This window comes from Mesorhizobium sp. M0601 (assembly GCF_040320845.1).
Classification (GTDB): Bacteria; Pseudomonadota; Alphaproteobacteria; order Rhizobiales; family Rhizobiaceae; genus Mesorhizobium.
Genome location: NZ_JAMYQK010000040.1, coordinates 24475 through 44644, shown reverse-complemented (window position 1 = coordinate 44644; position 20170 = coordinate 24475). Strand labels below are relative to the sequence as shown.

19 protein-coding genes and 2 pseudogenes are annotated in these 20170 nt (G+C 62.2%); 3 read left to right on the top strand and 18 right to left on the bottom strand.

The window, feature by feature from the left end; translation table 11 throughout:
* Positions 1-1014, bottom strand: a complete 1014-nt coding sequence (locus tag NKI41_RS26820) for an ABC transporter substrate-binding protein (protein WP_352542839.1) — start codon at positions 1012-1014, stop codon at positions 1-3.
* A 1151-nt stretch (positions 1015-2165) separates the two neighbouring features.
* On the opposite strand from NKI41_RS26820, the gene NKI41_RS26815 reads away from it, so the two are divergent.
* Positions 2166-2477, top strand: coding sequence for a DUF736 domain-containing protein (locus tag NKI41_RS26815; RefSeq protein ID WP_352596123.1), 312 nt, complete (start codon positions 2166-2168; stop codon positions 2475-2477).
* Between the two features lie 82 nt (positions 2478-2559).
* Here the strand turns inward: NKI41_RS26815 and NKI41_RS26810 are convergent, their stop codons facing one another.
* The 3 genes from NKI41_RS26810 to NKI41_RS26800 all read right to left on the bottom strand — a co-directional run bounded on the left by NKI41_RS26810 (position 2560) and on the right by NKI41_RS26800 (position 4586).
* Complete coding sequence (locus NKI41_RS26810; RefSeq protein ID WP_352685824.1) at positions 2560-3093, bottom strand: Ros/MucR family transcriptional regulator; 534 nt, start codon at positions 3091-3093, stop codon at positions 2560-2562.
* 324 nt (positions 3094-3417) lie between these two features.
* The gene (locus NKI41_RS26805) at positions 3418-4185 is read right to left on the bottom strand and encodes a transposase (protein WP_352542836.1); all 768 of its coding nucleotides are present in this window, start codon (positions 4183-4185) and stop codon (positions 3418-3420) included.
* Between the two features lie 92 nt (positions 4186-4277).
* A complete protein-coding gene (locus NKI41_RS26800) occupies positions 4278-4586 on the bottom strand; it encodes a hypothetical protein (RefSeq protein WP_352685823.1) in 309 nt (102 codons plus the stop codon).
* Between the two features lie 480 nt (positions 4587-5066).
* Here NKI41_RS26800 and NKI41_RS26795 point away from each other — a divergent pair, with 480 nt between their 5' ends.
* Positions 5067-7184: a DUF3363 domain-containing protein gene (locus NKI41_RS26795; RefSeq protein WP_352685822.1), complete on the top strand. Its 2118-nt coding sequence runs from the start codon at positions 5067-5069 to the stop codon at positions 7182-7184.
* A 268-nt stretch (positions 7185-7452) separates the two neighbouring features.
* Here the strand turns inward: NKI41_RS26795 and NKI41_RS26790 are convergent, their stop codons facing one another.
* On the bottom strand, positions 7453-7701 hold the full coding sequence (locus NKI41_RS26790; RefSeq protein ID WP_352685833.1) for a helix-turn-helix domain-containing protein: 249 nt from the start codon (positions 7699-7701) through the stop codon (positions 7453-7455).
* A 147-nt stretch (positions 7702-7848) separates the two neighbouring features.
* Here NKI41_RS26790 and NKI41_RS26785 point away from each other — a divergent pair, with 147 nt between their 5' ends.
* Positions 7849-8586 (top strand): hypothetical protein, encoded by a 738-nt coding sequence (locus tag NKI41_RS26785; protein WP_352685820.1) that lies wholly within the window; start codon positions 7849-7851, stop codon positions 8584-8586.
* Positions 8587-8642: 56 nt separating this feature from the next.
* On the opposite strand, the gene NKI41_RS26780 is transcribed toward NKI41_RS26785, so the two are convergent.
* The 13 genes and pseudogenes from NKI41_RS26780 to NKI41_RS26725 all read right to left on the bottom strand — a co-directional run bounded on the left by NKI41_RS26780 (position 8643) and on the right by NKI41_RS26725 (position 20133).
* The gene (locus tag NKI41_RS26780) at positions 8643-9371 is read right to left on the bottom strand and encodes a hypothetical protein (protein WP_352685819.1); all 729 of its coding nucleotides are present in this window, start codon (positions 9369-9371) and stop codon (positions 8643-8645) included.
* A gap of 212 nt (positions 9372-9583) precedes the next feature.
* Positions 9584-9780, bottom strand: a pseudogene (locus NKI41_RS33360) (hypothetical protein); the annotation flags it as partial.
* 128 nt (positions 9781-9908) lie between these two features.
* Positions 9909-10252 (bottom strand): annotated as a pseudogene (locus tag NKI41_RS26775) (ATP-binding cassette domain-containing protein); the annotation flags it as partial.
* 7 nt (positions 10253-10259) lie between these two features.
* On the bottom strand, positions 10260-11279 hold the full coding sequence (locus NKI41_RS26770; protein WP_352685817.1) for an ROK family protein: 1020 nt from the start codon (positions 11277-11279) through the stop codon (positions 10260-10262).
* Positions 11279-12001, bottom strand: coding sequence for a ribulose-phosphate 3-epimerase (locus NKI41_RS26765; protein ID WP_352587490.1), 723 nt, complete (start codon positions 11999-12001; stop codon positions 11279-11281). Before NKI41_RS26765 ends, NKI41_RS26770 begins: the two co-directional genes overlap by 1 nt.
* The gene (locus NKI41_RS26760) at positions 11998-12825 is read right to left on the bottom strand and encodes an alpha/beta fold hydrolase (RefSeq protein WP_352685815.1); all 828 of its coding nucleotides are present in this window, start codon (positions 12823-12825) and stop codon (positions 11998-12000) included. Before NKI41_RS26760 ends, NKI41_RS26765 begins: the two co-directional genes overlap by 4 nt.
* Positions 12825-13643: a sugar phosphate isomerase/epimerase family protein gene (locus NKI41_RS26755; protein ID WP_352685814.1), complete on the bottom strand. Its 819-nt coding sequence runs from the start codon at positions 13641-13643 to the stop codon at positions 12825-12827. The genes NKI41_RS26760 and NKI41_RS26755 overlap by 1 nt, the downstream gene beginning before the upstream one ends.
* On the bottom strand, positions 13643-14719 hold the full coding sequence (locus NKI41_RS26750) for a Gfo/Idh/MocA family protein (RefSeq protein WP_352685812.1): 1077 nt from the start codon (positions 14717-14719) through the stop codon (positions 13643-13645). Before NKI41_RS26750 ends, NKI41_RS26755 begins: the two co-directional genes overlap by 1 nt.
* 4 nt (positions 14720-14723) lie before the next feature.
* Positions 14724-15545: a sugar phosphate isomerase/epimerase family protein gene (locus NKI41_RS26745; protein WP_352685810.1), complete on the bottom strand. Its 822-nt coding sequence runs from the start codon at positions 15543-15545 to the stop codon at positions 14724-14726.
* A 188-nt stretch (positions 15546-15733) separates the two neighbouring features.
* Positions 15734-16576, bottom strand: a complete 843-nt coding sequence (locus NKI41_RS26740; RefSeq protein WP_352542658.1) for a carbohydrate ABC transporter permease — start codon at positions 16574-16576, stop codon at positions 15734-15736.
* 5 nt (positions 16577-16581) lie between these two features.
* The gene (locus tag NKI41_RS26735; protein WP_352685808.1) at positions 16582-17481 is read right to left on the bottom strand and encodes a carbohydrate ABC transporter permease; all 900 of its coding nucleotides are present in this window, start codon (positions 17479-17481) and stop codon (positions 16582-16584) included.
* Between the two features lie 138 nt (positions 17482-17619).
* Positions 17620-18867, bottom strand: coding sequence for an ABC transporter substrate-binding protein (locus NKI41_RS26730; RefSeq protein ID WP_352685807.1), 1248 nt, complete (start codon positions 18865-18867; stop codon positions 17620-17622).
* A gap of 120 nt (positions 18868-18987) precedes the next feature.
* Positions 18988-20133 (bottom strand): ABC transporter ATP-binding protein, encoded by a 1146-nt coding sequence (locus NKI41_RS26725; RefSeq protein ID WP_352685805.1) that lies wholly within the window; start codon positions 20131-20133, stop codon positions 18988-18990.
* Between the last annotated feature and the right edge of the window lie 37 nt (positions 20134-20170).

Below are 20170 nucleotides of genomic sequence, written 5' to 3'. Positions count from 1 at the left end.
TCAGGTTTTCAGCTCACGCTTCAACTCGTCGAGGAAGCGCCAGTCCGTTCCGTTGGCGATGATCTGTTGTGGGCTGGACCTGATCATGCCGGTCTCCTGCATGCGCAGTGCGTAGAACCGCAAGGAGTCTTCGGGATCGAATTCCCGCCAGCGGTCGTACCGAATGTCCTTCAGAGTTTGGAGCGCGTAGTCATAGCTGGTCTCAAAATCGCGATCGACCATCTGCTGGGCCACACTTTCGGGATCTGACACGCAGAGGTCGGCGGCCTTGAGGATGGATCGCAAGACCCGCTTGGTCGCCACCGGGTATCTTGTCACATAGTCCGTCGTGGCCGAGATCATGCAGCAGAAATACTGCGACCACGGGCGGTCGACGGCATTGTTGAGGATCGTGTGGCCGATCTTCTTGGCGCGCAGCTCCTGCGGCTGGGGCGGCGTCCCGAGGAATGCGTCGATCTTCCCTTCGACGAAGAGTTCCGTCGGCTTGACGTCGTTAGTCAAGACCCATTGGATATCGTTCACTGGATCGAGTCCGACATAAGCGGACATGAGGGACAGCCACACGTGCCGCGAGTTGTTGAAACCGTTCACGCCCACTCTCTTGCCCCGCAGATCCGTGACGCTGCGAATGCTCTCCTTGGCGATCAGTTCGAGGCATCCCGAGTGCAAGCCGGTCAGCACCTTGATCGGCACGCCGGCGGCGATCGACGCGACCTGGTTCGGCGCAAAGTTCACGGAGAAATCGGTCTCACCGCGTGCGATCCATACCGATTGGTTGACGCTTCTGTCGCCTTCTATGTAGCGGACATCGGTAAGACCCTCGGCGCGCATCAGTTCTCCGGCGATGTACGCACCTGCCCAACAGTAGGAACTACCGACCCACAGCGGCAGACGAACCGTGGTCGTTTCCAACGGCGGTTCCGCGTGGAGTGACCCTGGAACACCGACGATACCGGCAGCGCCTGCCATTGCAGCGCCGGCTAGGAACCGGCGGCGGGTTTGGATGATCTGCATCAGAACGCTCCTCTTCCGATTGGCAAAAGCAATACTGGCCGGAACCGAGGAAAAGAGGTTTCAGCAGAGGCAGATGGTCTGGTGAGCGCGACGAGTAGTCGTGGAACCTAGCGCGCCTAGTCCGATGCGAGAGTCTTGCGCTCTCAGTCGCCGGCTCATTTATTAGCAACAGACGATATGCCACGATACGCCCAATTTGCGTAGGTAGCGAGCGCAAAACTTGCTACGCCGAACGTCCCGCCAGCGCCTCGCTGTCATGGAGACTGTTTACGGGATTGCGAATGGCCAGTTCAAGTTTGCTGCGGCCGGACCCACCCGCTGAACGTCCGCTATCGTTCTTCGGACGCCAAAAGCCGCCATTCCGCTGTCGGCCCCAAAATATCGAGACGTTCGTACATCGGCGCACTGCGTCAGCAAGTGGCGCGTTGTGCCGTTTGGAATGGATGCCTTGGGGCAAGATCGCTGATCAATATAGGGTCAAGCAGCATAGGATTGCAGTCTGGAACGCGGATTTCGGATCATTGACGAAGCATAAGGCAAATGAGCCGCCGATGGAGAAATGGCTTTGGCCATCGCTCGCACAAATACAATCTGTACCAGAGCGTGGCCGCCCACTCGCAATGGAGCGCGTCACCCACCTCCTGAACTGAACTGAACTGATCCGGTCCGCCCAGCTTCACGGCGCGGCCCAGCTCCGCTCGCCGGCCATCTTGGCGCGGGTACCTGGAGCGGCATCATCATTCTCATGGTTGAGGTGTGGGTTAGCTGTATTGACCGCCAAAGCGCTCATGACGGGGCTGGGAAGCGGGTGACTGATCGCGGTCGCCGTTGTGACTGTCTGTCCATCCTAGCTACGCCCAAGGCGCCCTCGAATGGATTGGGTCTGACCGAAGACCGTTTTCGCTTGGCTCAACCTCGATCGTCTTCCCGCAACGACGGCGCTTCGTTTTCTTCCCCTGGCCGTACCACCCCACCCGGCACACCTGGCGGGGACCCCGGTTTGCGTCCATTCCTCGCGGCCCAAGAAAGTCTCGCGGCGCCGTCTTCCACTTCGTTTCAGCTGCTTTGGGTGCGGCCCGATCGCCCCCGGTCTCAAGACCACCATCGAGGCCGCGATAGGCGCGGCCCGAGAAACAGAAGGAACCATCACAATGGCGACGATCGGCACATTCTCCCGCACCGCGAACGGCTTCTCCGGCTCAGTCAAAACCCTGAACCTCAACGTCAAGTCGGTGACGTTCACGCCAGCCGAAGGCGACAATGAAAAAGGTCCGGACTTCCGCATTTTCGCCGGCGCCATCGAGTTCGGGGCGGCATGGAAGAAGACCTCGCGCGAGGGCCGCGACTACCACTCGGTCAAGCTCGACGATCCGAGCTTCCCCGCTCCGATCTATGCGAGCCTGGTCGAGACCGCCACCGAGGGCGAGTTGTCGCTCATCTGGTCCCGCCGCACCGCAGAGTGATCCGACTAAACACGCAGCCCCGCGCAAGGCGGGGCTTCGCCATGGTTCAGGTTCACCATGCACCTCTATCTGGTGCAGCACGCTATGCTTTGACGGGTGTCTTGCGCGCGTTCTTGACCGGCGACGTGATTGCCGTGGCAATTGCTGCCGCCGCTGCCGCGCGAGCAACTCGTTTTGGTTTTTCTGCCGCAGCTTTTGCTGGCGCTGTCGCCTTGCGTCCCAAACCTGTTGATTTCGCCAGGGCCGAGCGGGTGGCCGCGTAATTTGGCGCCACCATCGGATAGTCGGAGGGCAGGTTCCATTTCAGACGGTATTCGTCCGGACTCAGATTGTAATGCGTTCCGATATGCCGCTTCAAGGATTTGAACTTTTTCCCGTCTTCCAGGCATATGATGAAATCAGGTGACACTGACTTCTTGATCGACACCGCCGGCTCCAGCTTGGCTGCGGTCGCAGCCACAGGTCTGCCGATCCCTTGCAAAGCGACATAGACATCCCCGATCAACTTCGACAACTCGCCGACCGGCAGCGGATTGTTCGAAACGTAGGCGGAAACGATGTCGGCGGTGATTGATACGAGATCAGCCTGGTCGCTTGGGTCTGGAGAAACGGTCATCGAGTTTTCCTCTTGTCTGACGGCTCTAATAGCGCGCGTTGAAACGGATGGGCTGTTTATTGCCAATCAGGCAAATAATTCGTTGTTCCGCAACAAACCTCATTCGTCGCAAATATCAAGCCGGCAAGCTTTCGCTTCCATCGTTCTGCCCGGCTGCGGACAGAGTTGCTGATAAACCGGTGAAAGCTGCTGCACCGCAGATCGAGCGATGAACATGCGCGTACAATCTTTATCCTCTCGGCACTTGGCGGCGCGGTCCTCCTCGCGGCGGCGGCGGTGAATTGGAGCTTCGGGCGCAATTCATCTGGAACGCGTCGGCGACGTTCAAGTTGCCTGAACTTGTTCGGGCCAACGGGTCCGGCAGGCACATTTCGGGCGGCGTGGCGCTACATCTAAACCGCGCCTGGGTATAGTCGAGGATCTCGCTAATGCTCTCGCAGATGCTGGGCAGGGTGCCGCCGCAACAACGCGCGGCGGATGATCGGGCAGCGGCCCGCGCTTTGGTTGCGCTTTTCCGGGTTCGCTACGGCGCGGAGTGATGTTCGCGCCTTCGCTGATATCGCGTTCGATGTGGTCGGGGTCCATTGCGCTCGGAATCCGAGAAGGGATCCATCTTTCAGCTGCTCCTGGATCAGTATGGCGAGCCCGTCGAGCCTCTTGACGGTCGGTATGACCGAGCGCCAGATGCATCTTCACACCCGCCGCAACGACGATCATGATGCGTTCTCCCTTACCGCGAGATGCCGCTTGACTGCATCCGCATTGCTGCCGACGGACGCAAAGACGCGCCGCCCGTTGTCCAGTCGGACTGCCACCATGCCGTCCGGCGGCCGCACGAGATTGCACAGGGGAGCCGTCGCCGGCGTTCGTTTTTTCGCCCCATGGATGAGCGCAACAGTTGCCAATTGCGGCGTCTTGCGAGCGGTCAGGCCGAAACTCGACACGCCAGCGGAAGGCCGTGCTGGTGGCGACTCCATGGCGGCGGCAACCTCCGCCACTGACACCAGGCTTCTCCGTCTCCTGCACAATCGCCTGCTTCTGCGCGTCGCTGAAGCGGCGCCGGTCCGACCGCCCGTCAACCCGCAGTCTCAAGCGATTGGCGCCGCACGCAATCAGCGCTGCTTAATCGAGCCCGGGCACTCGGATGCAACAGAGATCGCCAGTCCACTTCGAATTCGAATTCCTCAAGACGAGCGCGCCATTTGCGCAGCGCATGGGGGCGAAAGCCCGAGCGCCACGGCATATTCGGCAGGCCCCAATCCGCTCCAGTTCATCGCCTCCACATGCATGCCCCAGAACGCCTGCAGGGCAAATCGGATCGTGTCCGTACGCACGCTGTAGCAGTAGCGGCGCGGGCTCTTGCGTCGCTTCGGCGGCCCTTTCTTGCCCCGCTTTTGCGGCTTTCCCCGGCGCAATTTCCGCAGATATTCCGCACGTTTGCGCCGATCTTCCGCGCTCACCAGATGACGCACCCACAGCTCGAAAGTCGTCATCGAAAGCTTGCGCCGGCGGCAATATTCCTCCACCTCAAAACGGCCCCCGATACCAGGTCGCGACATGCGTCGACCAGTACGAGTTGTCGGCCTTGTCCCAGGAACGTCGAGGCACCGCCGAAGATCCTCCTCGATAAGAAGGAACCCCACACGTTGCGAGATTGCACTAGGTGTGCAGGATCCGGACGGTTACAGAGTGCGGAGAGGGACAGCAAGATAAAGCGAGCTGGCGCTCGCCTCGCTTCGCTCGTAAGTGCTTGTCTGCACATTGTTTTTCCTGCCCGTGCCGACCTCAGGCAGAATGACGTGAGGTGCGGGGCTGACAGGCTATGGCTATGCTGTTGATCCGAAACGCAAAACTATCGTGCCGCAGCGATGTGCGATCCGCCGCTTTACGCCACAGCAAGTCTTTGCGCGCCGTAGCACGCTCGGTGCTCCAGCCATCTTGAAGCAGGGAATCTGATTCCCGATCCTGTCGTCATGGCAGATCGTGAAACCGATAGATTCCAGGTTCGCACCGGCCGGATGCGGCATGGCGGCGCGCCGGTCAATTCACGGAGGCTGCCCTTTGTGCGCCAGGTCGAGATTGCGATCCGCAAGCAAGGCGGCAATCCCTATCGCCTCGGAGCAAGCAGCAGCGGCGGGAAGGGAAGTGGCCGCTTCAACGCCCGTGGTCGCGGCGGCAAGGTGGTGGCAGGGTTGCCAAACGACGGTGGCGGGTGGAAGCAGGACTCCAATGGCGTCCGCTTTCGCTCCCGCCGCGTCGTGGTGAAGGCGCGCGTCGTCAAGCTGCCGGGGCGAGGCAAGGCGAGCGGGCGCGGCCAAAAGTTTGTGACGACCAGCAAGGCCGTCGATGCGCATCTGCGCTATCTCCAGCGCGACGGCGTCACCAGGGACGGCGAGAAGGGGAAGGTATACTCGGCCTTCGACGACGAGGCCGACGGCAAGGCCTTCGTCGAGCGCGGGCGCGGCGACCGGCATCAGTTCCGCTTCATCGTCGCGCCGGAGGATGCCGCCGAGATGGAAGACCTGCGCTCCTTCACCCGCGACCTCATGCGACAGATGGAGACCGACCTCAGCACGCGCCTCGACTGGATCGCCGTCGACCATCACAACACCGGCCATCCGCACACCCACGTCCTGGTGCGCGGCATCACCGACGACGGCAAGACCCTGAACATCGCCGGCGACTACATCGCCCATGGCATCCGCCACCGGGCAGGCGAGCTGGTCGAACGGGAACTCGGGCTGCAAAGCGAGATCGAAGTCGCCCGCAAGCTGGCCAACGAGGTGGACGCAGAACGGCTGACAAGACTCGACCGCATGCTGATCGCCGAACAGCAGGAGCACGATCTTGTCGACCTCCGTCCCAATGCCAGCGACAGCTACACCATTTCCAGCAACCGCTATCTGCTGATCGATAGGGCGAAGACACTGCAACACTTCGGCCTGGCGAGCGAGATCGAGCCCGGCCGATGGGTGATCTCCGACCGAGCCGAAAGCACGCTGCGGGCACTTGGCGAGCGCAACGACATCATCAAGACCATGCACCGGGCACTCGAGGAGCACGGCCTCGCTGATGAGCGGGGCGCGGCTCAATATGTCATGCACCGGCAGACCATCACCGAACCGGTCGTCGGCCGTGTGCTCGCCAAGGGCCTTGCCGGCGACGAGATGAGCGATAAGCTGTCGCTCGTCATCGATGGCGTCGACGGACGCACCCATTATGTCGAGACCGCGGATACGGCAAAGCTCGACGACATCCAGCGCGGCCATATCGTGGCACTCGAACCGATCCTGCCGAAGGAGGGGCCGCGTGCGGCCGACCGCAACATCAGTGTCGTGGCGGGCGAGGATGGCATCTATCGCCCGAGCAGACACCTGGAGGCAATCCGCGAGAGATTTTTGCAGCAGGGCAAGGACCCGGACGCCTTCGTCCGCTTCCATGTCCGCCGTCTCGAAGCGCTGCGCCGGGCCGGCCATGTCGAACGCATCGACGACGACCACTGGCGCGTTCCAAATGACCTGTCCGAGCGCGGCATCGCTTACGATGGCCACAACCGCGGCAAGGACTTCTCCGTCCGCCTGCTCTCGACGCTTGACCTCGACGCGCAGATCGGCAGTGACGGCGCCACCTGGCTCGATCGGGAGCTTGTGGCTAGGAACCCCGTCTCGCTGGTCCGGTCAGGCTTTGGTCTCGAAGTCGACAACGCGCTCGACAAACGGGCTGCCCAACTCGTCAGGCTGGGCCATGCCGAACGCGATGCGACCAGTGGGACGATCACCTTCGCGCGCGATCTTGTTGCCACGCTGGAGCGCCGGGAGGTCGCGCGCGTCGGCAAGGAAATGGCCGCTGCGCGCGGCCTCACCTTCGTGCCCGTCCAGCCCGGCAACCACGTCGGCGGCACGCTGCTTGGCTCGGTCCGCCTTGCCAGCGGGCGTTTTGCCATGCTGGACGACGGGCTCGGGCTTCAGCTCGTTCCCTGGCAGCCGATGCTCGACAAGCGCGTCGGCCAGCACATCAGCGGGCTCGTGCAAGACAGCGGGGGCATCGACTGGACCTTCGGCAGAAAGCGTGGGCTGGGGATCGGGATGTGAGGGCCGGTCCATCCGAAACTCACTTCAGGTCCGCTGCCGTTCTATACGATGAATTCTGTTCCTGCATCTGTCAGGCACTCACGGCGCCCTCCAGAGCGGAGCCGTCTTCGGCCTCCCGACGAGGTATGTTGACTCAGAATCGAAGCGTGGCGCGCTAGGTCTGCCCGAGATCACCCCACGCGCGTCCGCTCCACAGGCCGGACACCTATGTGCGACTTCCGTTATCGCTGCACGCCTCAGGCGAAAGGTAGCCGGTTAATCCAAAGGGTCACAGTTTGCCCTTTGTGCCGTCTGATCCACGCGCCAGGCGAACACCAGCACCGCCTCCGTTCTCCGGGATGAATTCGATCCCGGCCGCTTCGAAGACTGCACGAATTTCGGCGAGGGTTGAATTCTTTAACTGCTCGCCTCTTTCTAACCGGGCGATGGTATCAGGAGATACGTTAGCGTTTATAGCTAGTTCTCGAGTTCCCCAGCCCAATGCGACGCGTGCCATCTTGCATTGAACTGCATTCATTTCGTAACCGTGATACGATTCTTGTTGATCCATCGTGACATTTTCATTATCGTACCGCTGATACGATTTCGCTTGAAAGCGGCTGCTGTTGGTGTGCAACCACCCTCAGCAGCCTGACCACAACCAAGCTGTTCAGGAGCTCGGATCATGGCTGATTCCGACAATAGCATGACTCTGCCTTTGGTCACTCGCCGACAAGTGCTTACGGGAGGAATGATCACGTCCACCGCATTGATGCTTGAGAAGAATGCGCTTCCCGGGGATGTAGCAGCAACCAGCATACCCCCCGACCCAGCGCTGGCGCTTTGGCGGGAATGGGAGATGACCCGCGGGTCGGCCGAGCGGCATTGCCGCCGGCAGCAGCGCCTGGAGACGAGGCTTGTTGAGAGCGTCGGCTTTCCATGTGTGACCGTCCGCCTGCCGGAGGGAGAGGACGTGACCATCCACTCGATCGGGGCGGTCAATGATGTACTCGGCAAAGGGCCCGACATGGCGGCTCTCCGCGAGAAGGCCGAAGCTGATTTGGCGGCACATCAGGCCCGCTGGGACGCGGCTGCCGAGGAGGGCGGCTACACCGCAGCGCTCAGGGACGAGCGCGAGGCTGGCGACCGGGCGGAGGATCTGCTTGAAGCGTTCTCAACCACCCCCGCCAAGACGCTCGCCGGTGTGGCGGGCAAGCTCGATGCCGTATTGCGCGAGGGCGAAGCCTGGGAGGGATCCTCCGAATTCCCTTGGCCGCAAATCCGTTCGGCGCTCAGCGATCTGATACGGATCGCCCAGCAGACGGCGGACGACAAACCGCCCGCACCTGGCGGGCTGGCACCCGTCTCCGCGAGAAACGGCTTAAGAGCCGGTTGGCCTCGTAACGGCGGCTTGCTTGACTGAGATACGCGGCTGATCTCTTCCGGTCGAGTGGCTGCGCGGAAATAAGCCACCCATTTTCATGACTTACGTCGTGGCAGGCCATTTTGTTTTGGGACGCAATTCTCGGGGAGCGGCTGTCTTTTGCAGAATTGGGGATCGGTGAAATCCAACTCTTCGACTGAGCCGGTGATCAAGCCCCAACTGCGCTGCCGATCGATCGGGACTTCATAAAAGTCGTCGCCGCCATGCTTGAAAGCCTCATCCTCCAGCGCGACGGCTACGCCCATTTCCCGGAGATATTGCTTCTTCTCCAGGTGAGCATTGGCTAGAACCTTGGCAACCCTCTTGGCGGATTTTATTTGAGTGAAGGTCCTGTCGCCATTTGAGTACAGGACGGCTTGTCCCTTGTGGACCGCGATAAAGTTGCGGTCGCTGTTGAGCCTTTTGACGCCACCAGCAAGGAACAAGGGGCAGGCAGACAGGCAGTTGGCTTCTTCGAATCGACCTTGGCCGTCAATCTCTGGCATCGTGCGACAGACCGAGGCTTTGTCTTTGCAAACTACGGGTGAAGTCCCAATAGCGATTGTCAGCTTGTTCTTTCTGGCGATCCTGCCGAGTTCCTGGGCGGACTGACGGTCACCACCATTCGATGCCAAGACGATGGGAAGGTGAACTGCGCCGAGGCGCTTCAGCAGCTTGCGCAAAGCCGATGGGGACGAGGTTTCAATTGAACCTGCAGCGTAGATCCACGCAGGGCAGGTTGGTTCACATGCGGGGTCCGAGTTCCGGATCACCTGGAAGGTCATGACAGTATCCGGGGCCCATGCCAGTGCCGGCATCGTCGGCAGTGCTGCAAAAAAGGCCACGGTCAAGAGCACAGCACGGCAGAGAGATCGACAGAAAAGCAAAGCCGCCCCCCGGAAGCATTGTTAGAGAGCAATGAGGTGACGCTGCACGATGGTTTTGTCAACTCGGCCGATTCATCCGTCGCTCGCGCGCCGTCTTCCGAGCCAAAGGAAGCTGTGATTGCGGCGGTATATATGCCGGCGCTGACATTCGTGTCGCCCGCCTCGACCCGTTGCAGGGTCGAGCGCGAGGTAAAGGCGCGCTCGCCACCAGCGCCATTGGGAGCCGCCGCCGGGCATCGTGGATATTCGCTCCCAGCCTGCGCAGGGCGCGTCTGACCGCGGCCGGAGGATTGTTGGGAGTGGGCATTTGACACCTTTGCACTACAGATTACGCCTTGAGACTCTTGAGATGGACATTCTCGCAAACGGCTACCGATCCGCGCGTTGTCGATCCTCCGCAGAGCGCAGGCTGCCGCCAGGGGCCACCACTCCGGATACGTCGGCCGCCTCCTTCACCTTGCGCTCCCGCTCCTGCGGCGGCACCCCAGTGATCTTCAGTGCGAAGCCCCCTATTCTCGGCCACACTCAAATGCGGATAGGCCGCATAGGACTGGAACACCATGGCCAGCCCACGCGCGGACGGGTCGATGTCGTTGGCGCGCACCGTCGATCATGAGGTCGCCTGCGCTGATCCTTTCCAGCCCGGCGATCATGCGCGGCAGCGTGGACTTCCCTCAACCGAACGGGTCGACGAAGACGATGAATTCGCGGTCCTCGACGTCGAGCTCGATACCCTTGATGATCTCGGCGGCTCCATAGGATTTGCGCGCGCCGCGCAGCTTGAGCTCAGCCTTGGCTTGCCTCCCTGGCGCCGGTTGTCGTCTCCTCGTTCTGCACCATCGCCAGCGCCGTGCCGGGCTCGCCATCCCATAGGATCAGGCTCGCCGCGCCGACCAGGCCCGCCCGGTCGCCAAGTTCGGCCGGAACGATCGGCACGTCGCGATAGGCTTCCATGGCGCGGTGCTCGACGGTCGCCCTGATGGTCGGTGCCAGGAGGTCGAAGCCGTTGGAAAGGCCGCCGCCCATGACGATCAGGTCGGGCGAGTAGAGATGCAGGAGGTTGGTGAAGCCGATGCCCAGCCACCGCGCCTCGGCCTCGACCAGTGGGCGAGCCGCCACATCACCCGCCCGCGCGGCCTCGACGACGTGTCGCGCCGAGACGTCGCCATTGTTGGACAGCCGCCGGAGCAGCGAGCCGTCGCCCGGCGCGGTCAGCCGTGTCGCCCGGCGTCCGAGCGCCGTACCGGAGGCGACCGCCTCGAAGCAGCCGACGGCGCCGCAGAAGCAGCGGTCGCCTTCGCCGGTGATGGTCATGTGGCCGATCTCGGCCGCCAACCCGCGCCTGCCGTGATAGATGTGGCCGTCGGCGATGACGCCGCCGCCAATGCCGGTCGACACGGTCACGAATACCAGCGATCCGGTGCCGCGGCCGGCGCCGAAGCGCCATTCGCCGAGGGCCGCCGCATTGGCGTCGTTCTCCAGCCGCACCGGCAGGCCGAACTGCCGGCTGAGGATGTCGATCAGCGGCACATTGTGCCAGCCGGCCAGTGTCGGCGGCCCGATGACGATGCCCGCCTTGGGGTCGAGCGGGCCGGGCGCACACATGCCGATACCGGTGACTTTCGCTTGTGGGTGCTCCTTGAGCAACATGGCCGCCAGCGTGATGATTTGGCCGATCACCGCCTCCGATCCTGCGACGGCAAGCGTCGGCGCCGAGACGCGGGCGACGACGTCGCCACCGCGCTCGACCAGCGCGCCGCGCAGCTCCGTGCCGCCAAGATCGAAGGCAAGCGCAAGCGTGCTCATCAGGCGGCTGCTTTCAGCCCGTGCAGCCAGGCGATGCGTTGCGCAAGGTCAGGGTCACCGAAGGCGAGCGAGCCCAGCACCACGGTGTCGGCGCCGGCGGCGCGCAGCAGCGGCACCGTCTCATGGCGGATGCCGCCATCGGCGGCGAGCACGATATCGGCCTCGCGGCCGGCTTTCCTGATCAGCGCGCGCGCCTCGATGAGACGCGGGCAGGCCTGCTCGGACAGGCTCTGGCCCTTGACGCCGATCAAAGTGCCGAGAAGCGTGACGAACGCGACCTCGGGCAAGAAAGGCACGATTGCCGCGACCGGCGTCTCCAGCCTGAGCACGACACCGGCCTCGGCGCCGAGCTCATGCGCCAGCTTGACGGCGCGCAAGCCCGCCTCGCCATTCTCGGCATGGATGGTGATGAGGTCGGCGCCGGCCTCGATGAACTGCCGCGTCTGCGCCTCGACGATTTCGGCCTCGACCATCAGATGCACATGGATCGGCTTCGCCGTCAGCTTGGCGATGCGCGCCACCAGATCCGGGAAGAACAGCAAGCCGGGGGTGAAGCGGGCGTCGGCGACGTCGACGTGATGCAGATCGGCATGGGCCTCGATGCGCTTCAGGTCGCGCTCCATATTGGCGAGATCGGCCGACCACAGCGAGAATTCGCCGAGCAGCCGGTTGCGCGGCAGAGCGGCTATCGCGGCGGGGCCTGAGAGAGATTTGCTGGTCATGACGGAATGAGGCTCCGGACGTTCGAGTGGGCGTGAAGGAAGGCCGAGATCTCGGCGTGTAATTCGGTGAAATGCCTGGCGCTGTCGAGCGCCTTGGGGGTGATCTCGGCGAAGATCGCATTGGGGATGACTGCGGCGAGCGTATAGGCGGCCGACAGCGGGTGGACCGCGTCGCTGGCGTTGCCAATGGCCAGCGTCGGGATGCGCAGGGCGGCGGCGTCGCGCTCGGAAATCCCGGGCCCGTCGGCGGCGATGTTGGCGAGCACCTGCGCAAAGGCGTGGGCGTCCGGCCGGTCGAAATAGCCGAACAGCGAGGACAGGTTGTCGGGCGCCTCGCGGTAAAGCCGCGTCGCCGTCTCGGATTGCGCGAAGATACTCCGCGCGCTCTCGGCGCCACGGTCGAGGATGAGTTCGGCGACCTCGGTTATAGGCTGCATGTTCACCGGTGCTGCCGTGAACGTCCACGCCGGCCGCACCAGCACCATCGCGGCGACGCGGTCGGGATGGCGGCAGGCGAGGCGGAGCGCGATCGCGGCACCCATCGAGACGCCGCCGGCAACGAAGCGGTCGAGGCCGGCCTGGTCGGCGGCCGCGAGCACATCGTCGGCGAACATCTCGAACGAAAATGGCCGTCGCTCGCCAAGGCCGGAGCCGCCATGGCCGCGGCATTCGAGCGTGATGCGACGAAAGCCTGTGGGGAAGGTCTGCGCAACCTGCGCCTCGCCGCCACCCAGCCCGTGCTGAACGACGACCGCCAGCCCGTCGCCCGTATCGGAAACCCGAAGCGCGGCGCCATCGCGGAGCAGGATCGTCGGGCGCGCCATCACAGCAGCCCCTTGAGGAAACGGGCGACGCCGGGCGCTTCCCCGGCCGAAAGCCCATGCGTCACCAACGGCCCGTCGAAACCTGTCGCCTTCAGCCGGGCGATGAAGTCGGCGAAGTCGACGACGCCTTGCCCGGCGGTGGCAAACCGGCCGTCGGCGAAACGGTCCTTGGCATGGGCCATGGCGACATGGCTTGCCGTGCGCTCGACTGCAGCCGCAACCATGGCGCGCGCCTGCGCGGCATCCGCCTGTTCGAACAGGTTTGCCGGATCGAGCACGATGCGCAGCCGCTTCGAACCCATCTCGGCGATGAGCCGCATCGCGTCAGGAGCGGAGGTGACGATATTGGTCTGTTCGGGCTCGATCCCAAGATTGACACCGTGACGCTCGGCGAGTTCGAGCGCCTTTTCCATCTCGACCGCCATGTCGGTCCATGCCGAGGGATCGGCATTGTCAGGATGGTGCGCCCATTGGTCGTCACGATTGCGCGTTCCGGTGCAGAGCGTGACGAGCGGCGTGGAAAGCCTTGCGGCGGCTTCGATCACCATCGCCAGCCGACGCAAGCCATCGTCGCGTACCTGCTTGTCCGGATGCGCCATGTTGTAGGTGCCGGACAGCGCCACGAGACCGACGCCGGAGCTGTCGACTGCGGCATTGATTGCCCAGATCGCCGCTGCGGGAACATCATCCGGCATCGATGGCAGGCCGGCGCATGCGAGATTGAATTGGGTGACCGCAAAACCCGCGTCACGGACCGACGCCAGCACGCCGGCCGGCTCGCTGCCCGGGAAGGTCTTGGCGAACACCCCGATCTGCATCAGACCGCTCCCGTCACGCCAGCAATCTCGACGCGTTCGCCGCTCTCGACCGAGCGCGCGATCGCCACCATGGCGCGGATTGAGGCGAGCCCGTCGTCGACATTGGCGCCGCGCATCGGCTTGCCGTCGAGCACCGTCTCAGCGAGGCCTTCGAGCTGGCGGCGGAAGAAATGGCCGTCTGCGCCAAGCGGCTTGCGCGACGTCGCATCCTTCTCATGGAAGATGTCGACCTCGCTTGCGCGGAAATACCAGGGATTGAAGGTCTTCGCGATCACCGAGCCGTTTTCGCCATAGAGCTGGAAACCTTCATGCCAGTCCATGCGCACGGCAACCGTGAGGTCGAGATGGCCGAGCGCGCCATTGGCGAACTCGGTCTCGACGAACCAGCAATAGGCGCCGAATTTCTCGTTGAGGCGGGCTCGTACAGCGGTGATCTCGCCGCACAGGAAGCGCGCCGTGTCGACGAGATGCGAGCCATGCGCCAGCATGAAGTATTGCCTGAGATCGGCCTTCGGATTGCCGGCCGGCTTCCTCGCCAGCTTGCTGGTAATGGGCAGAGGTTGGATCGCGTCGGTGTTGGTGTAGCGATGGGTGGAATCGCAATACCAGGCCTTCAGCGCCAGGATCTCGCCCATCTCGTCGCGCACGAAATCGCGCGCCGCTTCGAGAGCCGGGTCGAAGCGCTTCATGTGGCCGACCTGCAGCACCTTGCCGGAGCGCTTGACCGCGTCGGCAAGCTTCTGGCCTTCCTCGACCGAGACGCCGATCGGCTTTTCGCAGAGAACGTGCTTGCCCGCCTCGAGCGCCTTGATCGACATCGGCACGTGATAGGCGTCCGAGGTGGCGACGATCACCGCCTCCAGCGCAGGGTCGGCGAGCATCGCGTCATAGTCGCCATACATCTTCTGCGGCTCGTAGGTCGCGCCCATACGTGCGAGCAGATCGGGTGCTGCGTCGCAGATCGCGTAGAGATCGGCATTGCTCGCCTTCACGCAGGATTCCAGATGCGCGAATTGAGCGATCGGCCCGCAGCCGAGCACACCGACACGAAGACGACGGTCTTTCTTGCGGATCATCGTCTCAGGCTCCGTAGCCGCGCATGGTCTGGCGGTTGGTCTTGACCGCGCCGGCCGGATCGGCGGCGGCGGTCTCGGACTCTTCCTCCAGCACCAGCCAGCCATTGAAGTTGGGTGCCGCACTGGCGATCTCGATCACCTTCGCGGTGTCGCAGACGCCCTTGCCGAGCATCGCCCAGGTGCCGCTCGCGTCGACATCCTTCAGGTGCACGTAGCAGATGCGATCGCGATAGGTGGTGAGCGTGTCGGCCATATCCTTGTGGCCGCGCAGGATGTGACCGGTGTCCGGCACCCAGCCGACCAGCGAGGCATCGAGCAGCCCGAAGATGCGGTCGCAATCGAGGCGGTCGTAGAGCAGCGTGCTGTGATGCGAGCTCGGGTGCACCGCGACCTGGACGCCGGCCCTGCGGCCGAGTTCACCAGCCTTGTTGTAGACCTCGGCCGCAATGGCGAACTTGTCGTCGCGCGGACCGTCCGACACGACGGTGGCCGAGCCCATGGAGACCAGCGCGCCCGGAAAGGCGGCGGCGAAATCGATCCAGCGCTTGGCGGTCTCGAGGTCGGCGCCGATCTTCTCCTTGAGTGTGAAGCCGCTGTCCGAACCGAAGGCGAAGGAGACCAGCGTCAGGCCGGATGTCTTCAGCGCCGCAGCGAACTCCGCCGGCTTGCCGGCATAGCGGCCGATCATCGTGTCGGTGATCTCGATGCCGGCATAGCCGCCATCGGCGATCGCTTTGAGCAGGTCGTCGGGGCCGCCGGCAAAACGGTCTCCGAGCATTTCCCAGGTGAAGGTCTGGCAGCCGACTTTGAGGTCTTTCACGTTCATCCTTTCATTCCTTGATTCCACCTGCATAGGCCCTTCGATGATGTGGCGCTGGAAGAACGGCTCCAGCACGATCAGCGGCGCTATGACGACGCTTGAGGCCGCGGCGATATCGCCTGCCAGCAGAGAAGGTCCAATCCATCGATTTCGATGCGCGGCCTACTCCATCAGTTCTCCGTGGGAGGGACATCCTACTTGACCGAGCCCGCGGTCATGCCGGCGAGGAAGAACCTCTGGGCAACGAGGTAGATGAGCAAGAGCGGTAGCGAGCCGAGCACGCTCATCGCCATCATCTGGTTCCATTCGAAGGCGTGCTGCCCCATCAACAGCTGGATGCCGATCGGGACGGTGCGCATGGACGTTGACTTCGTCAGCGTCAGCGCAAACAGAAATTCGTTCCAGCACAACAGGAAGGTGTAGACCGACGTCGCCACGATACCAGGCAGTGAAATCGGGACGATCACCCGCCAGAGTGCGGTCCAGCTGCTGCCGCCGTCGACAGCCACCGCTTCATCGAGATCGCGGGGCAAGGTGTTCAGATATCCCGTCATCAGCAGGATCGCGTAGGGCAGCGTAAACACCAGGTAAGTCAGGATCAGTGCGACGTAGGTGTCGAAGATGCCATACGAGACGACAAGCCCGAAGAAGGGGATCAAAAGCGTGATCGGCGGGATCGTCTGCGTGCTGATGATGAGTGTGTTGAGGCTGCCCTTGCCGCGGAAATTGAAACGGCTGAACCCATAAGCCGCCAGCAAGGCGATCAGCACCGTCAGCACGGTCACCGCTCCGGCCACGAAGTAGCTGTTGAAGAAGAAGCGCAGCTTTACCGGGTCGCCAAGGATGGCCGCATACGCTTCCAGCGTGAAGACCTTCGGCAGGACGGTTGGTGGCAGGGCAAAGATTTCGGTATTCGACTTGAACGAGCTGCTCAGCATCCAGTAGATCGGGAAGGCCGCGAAAAAGAGCCCTGCGGCAAGCGCGACATGCAGCGCGACGGTGATCAGCCTGTCTTTCGGCGTGTGCCTTTTCCTCATGGTGACTACCGAGCCTTTTGATAGCGGATGTAGAACAGCGTCAGGCCGAGGGAGATCAGCAGGATGACCACGGCGCTCGCCGAAGCCTGCGACAGGTTGTAGCTCGAAAACGCCAGCTTGTACGTGTAGGTGCTGAGGACCTCGGTCGAGTAAATCGGACCGCCGCCCGTCGTTATCCAGATCAATGGAAAGACCTGCATGGTCCAGATGAAATCCAGCAGCGAGATGCTGATGATGATCGGCATCAGCTGCGGGATCGTGATGAAGATCAGCTTCTGGTAGGCCTTCGCCCCGTCGATATCGGCGGCCTCGTAGAAATCCTTGGGAATGCCCTGCAAGCCTGCGAGCAGGCTGACCATGAAAAGCGGGTAGCCCGCCCAGATATTGGCGAAGGTGACGGCGTGCAGCGCGGTCTCGGGCGAGGAAAACCACTCGACCTTGGAACCGATGATGCCCATCTGCATGAGAACGCTGTTCACGACACCGTTCGGCTCGAGCAGGAGGCGCCAGATCACGGCGATAATCACCGCGGTGAACAGCCAGGGCAGAATATAGAGCACGCGCAGGATATTGCGCAGCGTCGGATTGATGCGCTCGCTGTTCAGCATGAGCGCGAAGATCATGCCGATGGTCATGTGGAAAACCACACTCATGCATGTGAAGTAGAGCGTGTGCCACAGCGAAGCCCAGAACACCGGATCGTTAAAAATCGCTTGGTAGTGTTTCAGTCCGGCAAAAGACGGGTCGCGACGCAGCACTGCGCTGTTCTGGAACGAATAGCCAATCACCGTCACCATCGGCAGCAGCATCAGCAGGCCGATTATGAGGAGCGAGGGCGACAGGTAGAGATACGGTGCGACCGCTCGTTTCAGTCTATGGTGGCGGGAGCGCTTCTGCCGGGTCATATGCCAACCTTGGGATACGCCTTCAAGAGAAGGGGCTTCGGAAACAGGTCCGTCTCACATTGCCGATCCGTTGTTGCCGGGAGGCCTGCCCGAAGTCAGGCCCCCCGGTCGAAGATCGAAAACGAAGAAACAGGCCGATCAGAATTTCGCCATCCAGCCCTTCTGAGCGGTGGCTGCAGCTTGTTCCGGAGACTGCTCGCCGGCGAGCATCTTCTGGGCTTGAACGTCGAACTGGGTCATCAGGTCTTCAGCCACCGGCAGGCCCGTGAACTCATTGGCGAGATAACCGGTCTTGAAGATTTCGAAAGCCTTGCCGAAAGCTTTGTCCGAGGTCACGAAATCGGGTTTGGCGTTGACGTTGCCCGGGAAGGCGTTTGCAAGCGACACCAGCTTGGCGTTCACCTTTTCACTCATTAGATATTGGACGAGTTTCCAGGCTTCCTCCTGATGTTTCGAGGCAGCAGAGATGCCGATGCCCCAGGAGGCATAGGGAAGGCCGCGCTTGCCGGTATAGTTTTCTACGACCGGGACCGGGATGAGGTCGAAGTTCAGCTTGGGGTTGCGTTTGCGGATGAGGTTCACATGCGCGAGCGAGTCGATCATCATCCCGACGCGGTCGTTGACGAATTCCTCGACCTTTTCCTGCTCGGTCTTGGTGGCGATTCCGGGCGAGATGGTGCCGGCGTCGTTGAGTGATTTGACGAAGGTGAGCATATCCACCACCGGCTTGCCCTCGAGAGCGGGCTTGCCGTTCGCCATCATCGACTGACCCGAAGCCCAAACCCAAGACATCATGTCGTTCTGGACGCCGGATGGCGTTTGCAGCGACAGGGGCAACACCCAGCCATACTGGTTCTTGTCGGCGTGCGTCATCTTCTTGGCGGCTTCGAGAAACTCCGCGCGGGTCGACGGCAGCTTGGTCACGCCTGCCTGGGCGGCGAGGTCCAAATTCACGAAGACCGGATAAACGAAGGAAGCCACGGGAAACATCACCGCCTTGCCGTCCACCTTGATGATGTCCGCGACCTGGCTCTTGTCGAAACCACTCGCATCCATCATCGGATTCATGTCGGCGAGTGCGTTCTGCGCATTCAGATTGTTCACCCAGGCGCCGTCGAGACCGACGACGTCGCTGAGCGTTCCGGTTGCGGCACCCACCGAGATCTGGTCTCGCGTGGTCGCGTAGGGGCCGCTGACCAATGTCACCTTGATTCCGGGGTTTGCGGCCTCGAAGTCATCCATGATTGCCCTGAGCGAGCCAGCCGGCAATTCAGGCTCCCACCATTGGGTGAATTCCAGCGTCGTGTCCGCCATGGCGCTGGTTGCGCCAAGCAACCATGCGGCCGCGGCTATTTTCAGCATCGCGGATTGCATCCGAAACATCATTTTCTCCTCCTTCTACAAGATCGACCGCACAATGCGGACGATCGTCTGGTTTATTCAGAAGCCTTCTTGCGAGTATCTTTCGCAGGCGCCTCCCTCTCGCCTGCGGTCTGCTGCAGATCTTCAGATCGCTAGATGCGTCTCAGGATTGAAGAAGTGGAACTTGGCCTCATCCACGGCCAACCGGATTTCCGAGTCGGAGTGGATGGCGCTGGCCGGTTCGAATCTCGCCACCGCGTTCGATGCCAGGCCAAAATCCTCCGCTGCGTCCGGATCGCCGGAGTCCACCCGGACCGCGTCGATGTTCAGGTGGACGATATGTTCAGAGCCGAGCTCTTCGATCGAAGTCACCTTTGCCGGTATCGTCTGATAATTGCGGCCGGATTCGAGGCTGCTGTCATAAAGATCCTCGGGCCGTATGCCGAACACGATCTTGCGCCCCTCATAGGACCTCAGAGCGGGCCTGCCGACGAAAGCTGCATCCTGCAATCGGATGGCGAAGTCGCGAAAACCGAGCTCGCCGCCCTTTAGGGTCGCTTCGAAAAGGTTCATCGACGGAGAACCGATGAAGCCGGCGACGAAGGCATTCACCGGCGACTCATACAGTCTCTTGGGTGTGTCGACCTGCTGCAGCACGCCGCCCTTCAACACCGCGACCCTGTCGCCCATCGTCATCGCTTCGATTTGGTCGTGGGTCACGTATATGGTCGTTACGCCGAGCTGCTTTTGCAGGCTGGTGATTTCGGCGCGCAGTTGAACACGCAGTTTAGCATCCAGGTTGGAAAGGGGTTCGTCCATGAGAAAGGCGGCCGGCTCGCGTACCATGGCGCGGCCCATGGCAACCCGTTGGCGCTGTCCGCCTGACAGGTTCGCGGGTTTGCTGTCCAGCAAAGACGTCAGCTGAAGGGTTTTGGCGATCTCGTCCACGCGCTTCTTGCGCTCGGCCTTCGGCTTGCCTGCCAGCCGCATCGAAAAGGCGATGTTTTCGAACACCGTCATATGCGGGTAGAGCGCGTAGCTCTGGAAGACCATCGCGATGTCGCGGTCCTTGGGCGGCATGTCGACGACGTCGACTCCGCCGATCCGAAGGCTGCCGCTTGTGATGTCCTCCAATCCCGCGATCATTCGCAACGCGGTGGATTTGCCGCAGCCGGACGGCCCGACGAGAATCAAGAACTCGCCGTCCTCGACCGATAGGTTCAATTGGTCGATTGCGCGAAAATTGTTCCCGTAAGTTTTGCAGATATTCTCTAGAATGACTTCTGCCATCTTCCTCCCTCCACAAGTACAAGCCAATGATTCTTAT

Coding starts and splice junctions, on each gene's coding strand:
- NKI41_RS26820 (WP_352542839.1), bottom strand. CDS start 1,014: ATGCAGATCATCCAAACCCGCCGCCGGTTCCTAGCCGGCGCTGCAATG.
- NKI41_RS26815 (WP_352596123.1), top strand. CDS start 2,166: ATGGCGACGATCGGCACATTCTCCCGCACCGCGAACGGCTTCTCCGGC.
- NKI41_RS26810 (WP_352685824.1), bottom strand. CDS start 3,093: ATGACCGTTTCTCCAGACCCAAGCGACCAGGCTGATCTCGTATCAATC.
- NKI41_RS26800 (WP_352685823.1), bottom strand. CDS start 4,586: ATGACGACTTTCGAGCTGTGGGTGCGTCATCTGGTGAGCGCGGAAGAT.
- NKI41_RS26795 (WP_352685822.1), top strand. CDS start 5,067: ATGGCAGATCGTGAAACCGATAGATTCCAGGTTCGCACCGGCCGGATG.
- NKI41_RS26790 (WP_352685833.1), bottom strand. CDS start 7,701: ATGAATGCAGTTCAATGCAAGATGGCACGCGTCGCATTGGGCTGGGGA.
- NKI41_RS26785 (WP_352685820.1), top strand. CDS start 7,849: ATGGCTGATTCCGACAATAGCATGACTCTGCCTTTGGTCACTCGCCGA.
- NKI41_RS26780 (WP_352685819.1), bottom strand. CDS start 9,371: ATGACCTTCCAGGTGATCCGGAACTCGGACCCCGCATGTGAACCAACC.
- NKI41_RS26770 (WP_352685817.1), bottom strand. CDS start 11,279: ATGAGCACGCTTGCGCTTGCCTTCGATCTTGGCGGCACGGAGCTGCGC.
- NKI41_RS26765 (WP_352587490.1), bottom strand. CDS start 12,001: ATGACCAGCAAATCTCTCTCAGGCCCCGCCGCGATAGCCGCTCTGCCG.
- NKI41_RS26760 (WP_352685815.1), bottom strand. CDS start 12,825: ATGGCGCGCCCGACGATCCTGCTCCGCGATGGCGCCGCGCTTCGGGTT.
- NKI41_RS26755 (WP_352685814.1), bottom strand. CDS start 13,643: ATGCAGATCGGGGTGTTCGCCAAGACCTTCCCGGGCAGCGAGCCGGCC.
- NKI41_RS26750 (WP_352685812.1), bottom strand. CDS start 14,719: ATGATCCGCAAGAAAGACCGTCGTCTTCGTGTCGGTGTGCTCGGCTGC.
- NKI41_RS26745 (WP_352685810.1), bottom strand. CDS start 15,545: ATGAACGTGAAAGACCTCAAAGTCGGCTGCCAGACCTTCACCTGGGAA.
- NKI41_RS26740 (WP_352542658.1), bottom strand. CDS start 16,576: ATGAGGAAAAGGCACACGCCGAAAGACAGGCTGATCACCGTCGCGCTG.
- NKI41_RS26735 (WP_352685808.1), bottom strand. CDS start 17,481: ATGACCCGGCAGAAGCGCTCCCGCCACCATAGACTGAAACGAGCGGTC.
- NKI41_RS26730 (WP_352685807.1), bottom strand. CDS start 18,867: ATGATGTTTCGGATGCAATCCGCGATGCTGAAAATAGCCGCGGCCGCA.
- NKI41_RS26725 (WP_352685805.1), bottom strand. CDS start 20,133: ATGGCAGAAGTCATTCTAGAGAATATCTGCAAAACTTACGGGAACAAT.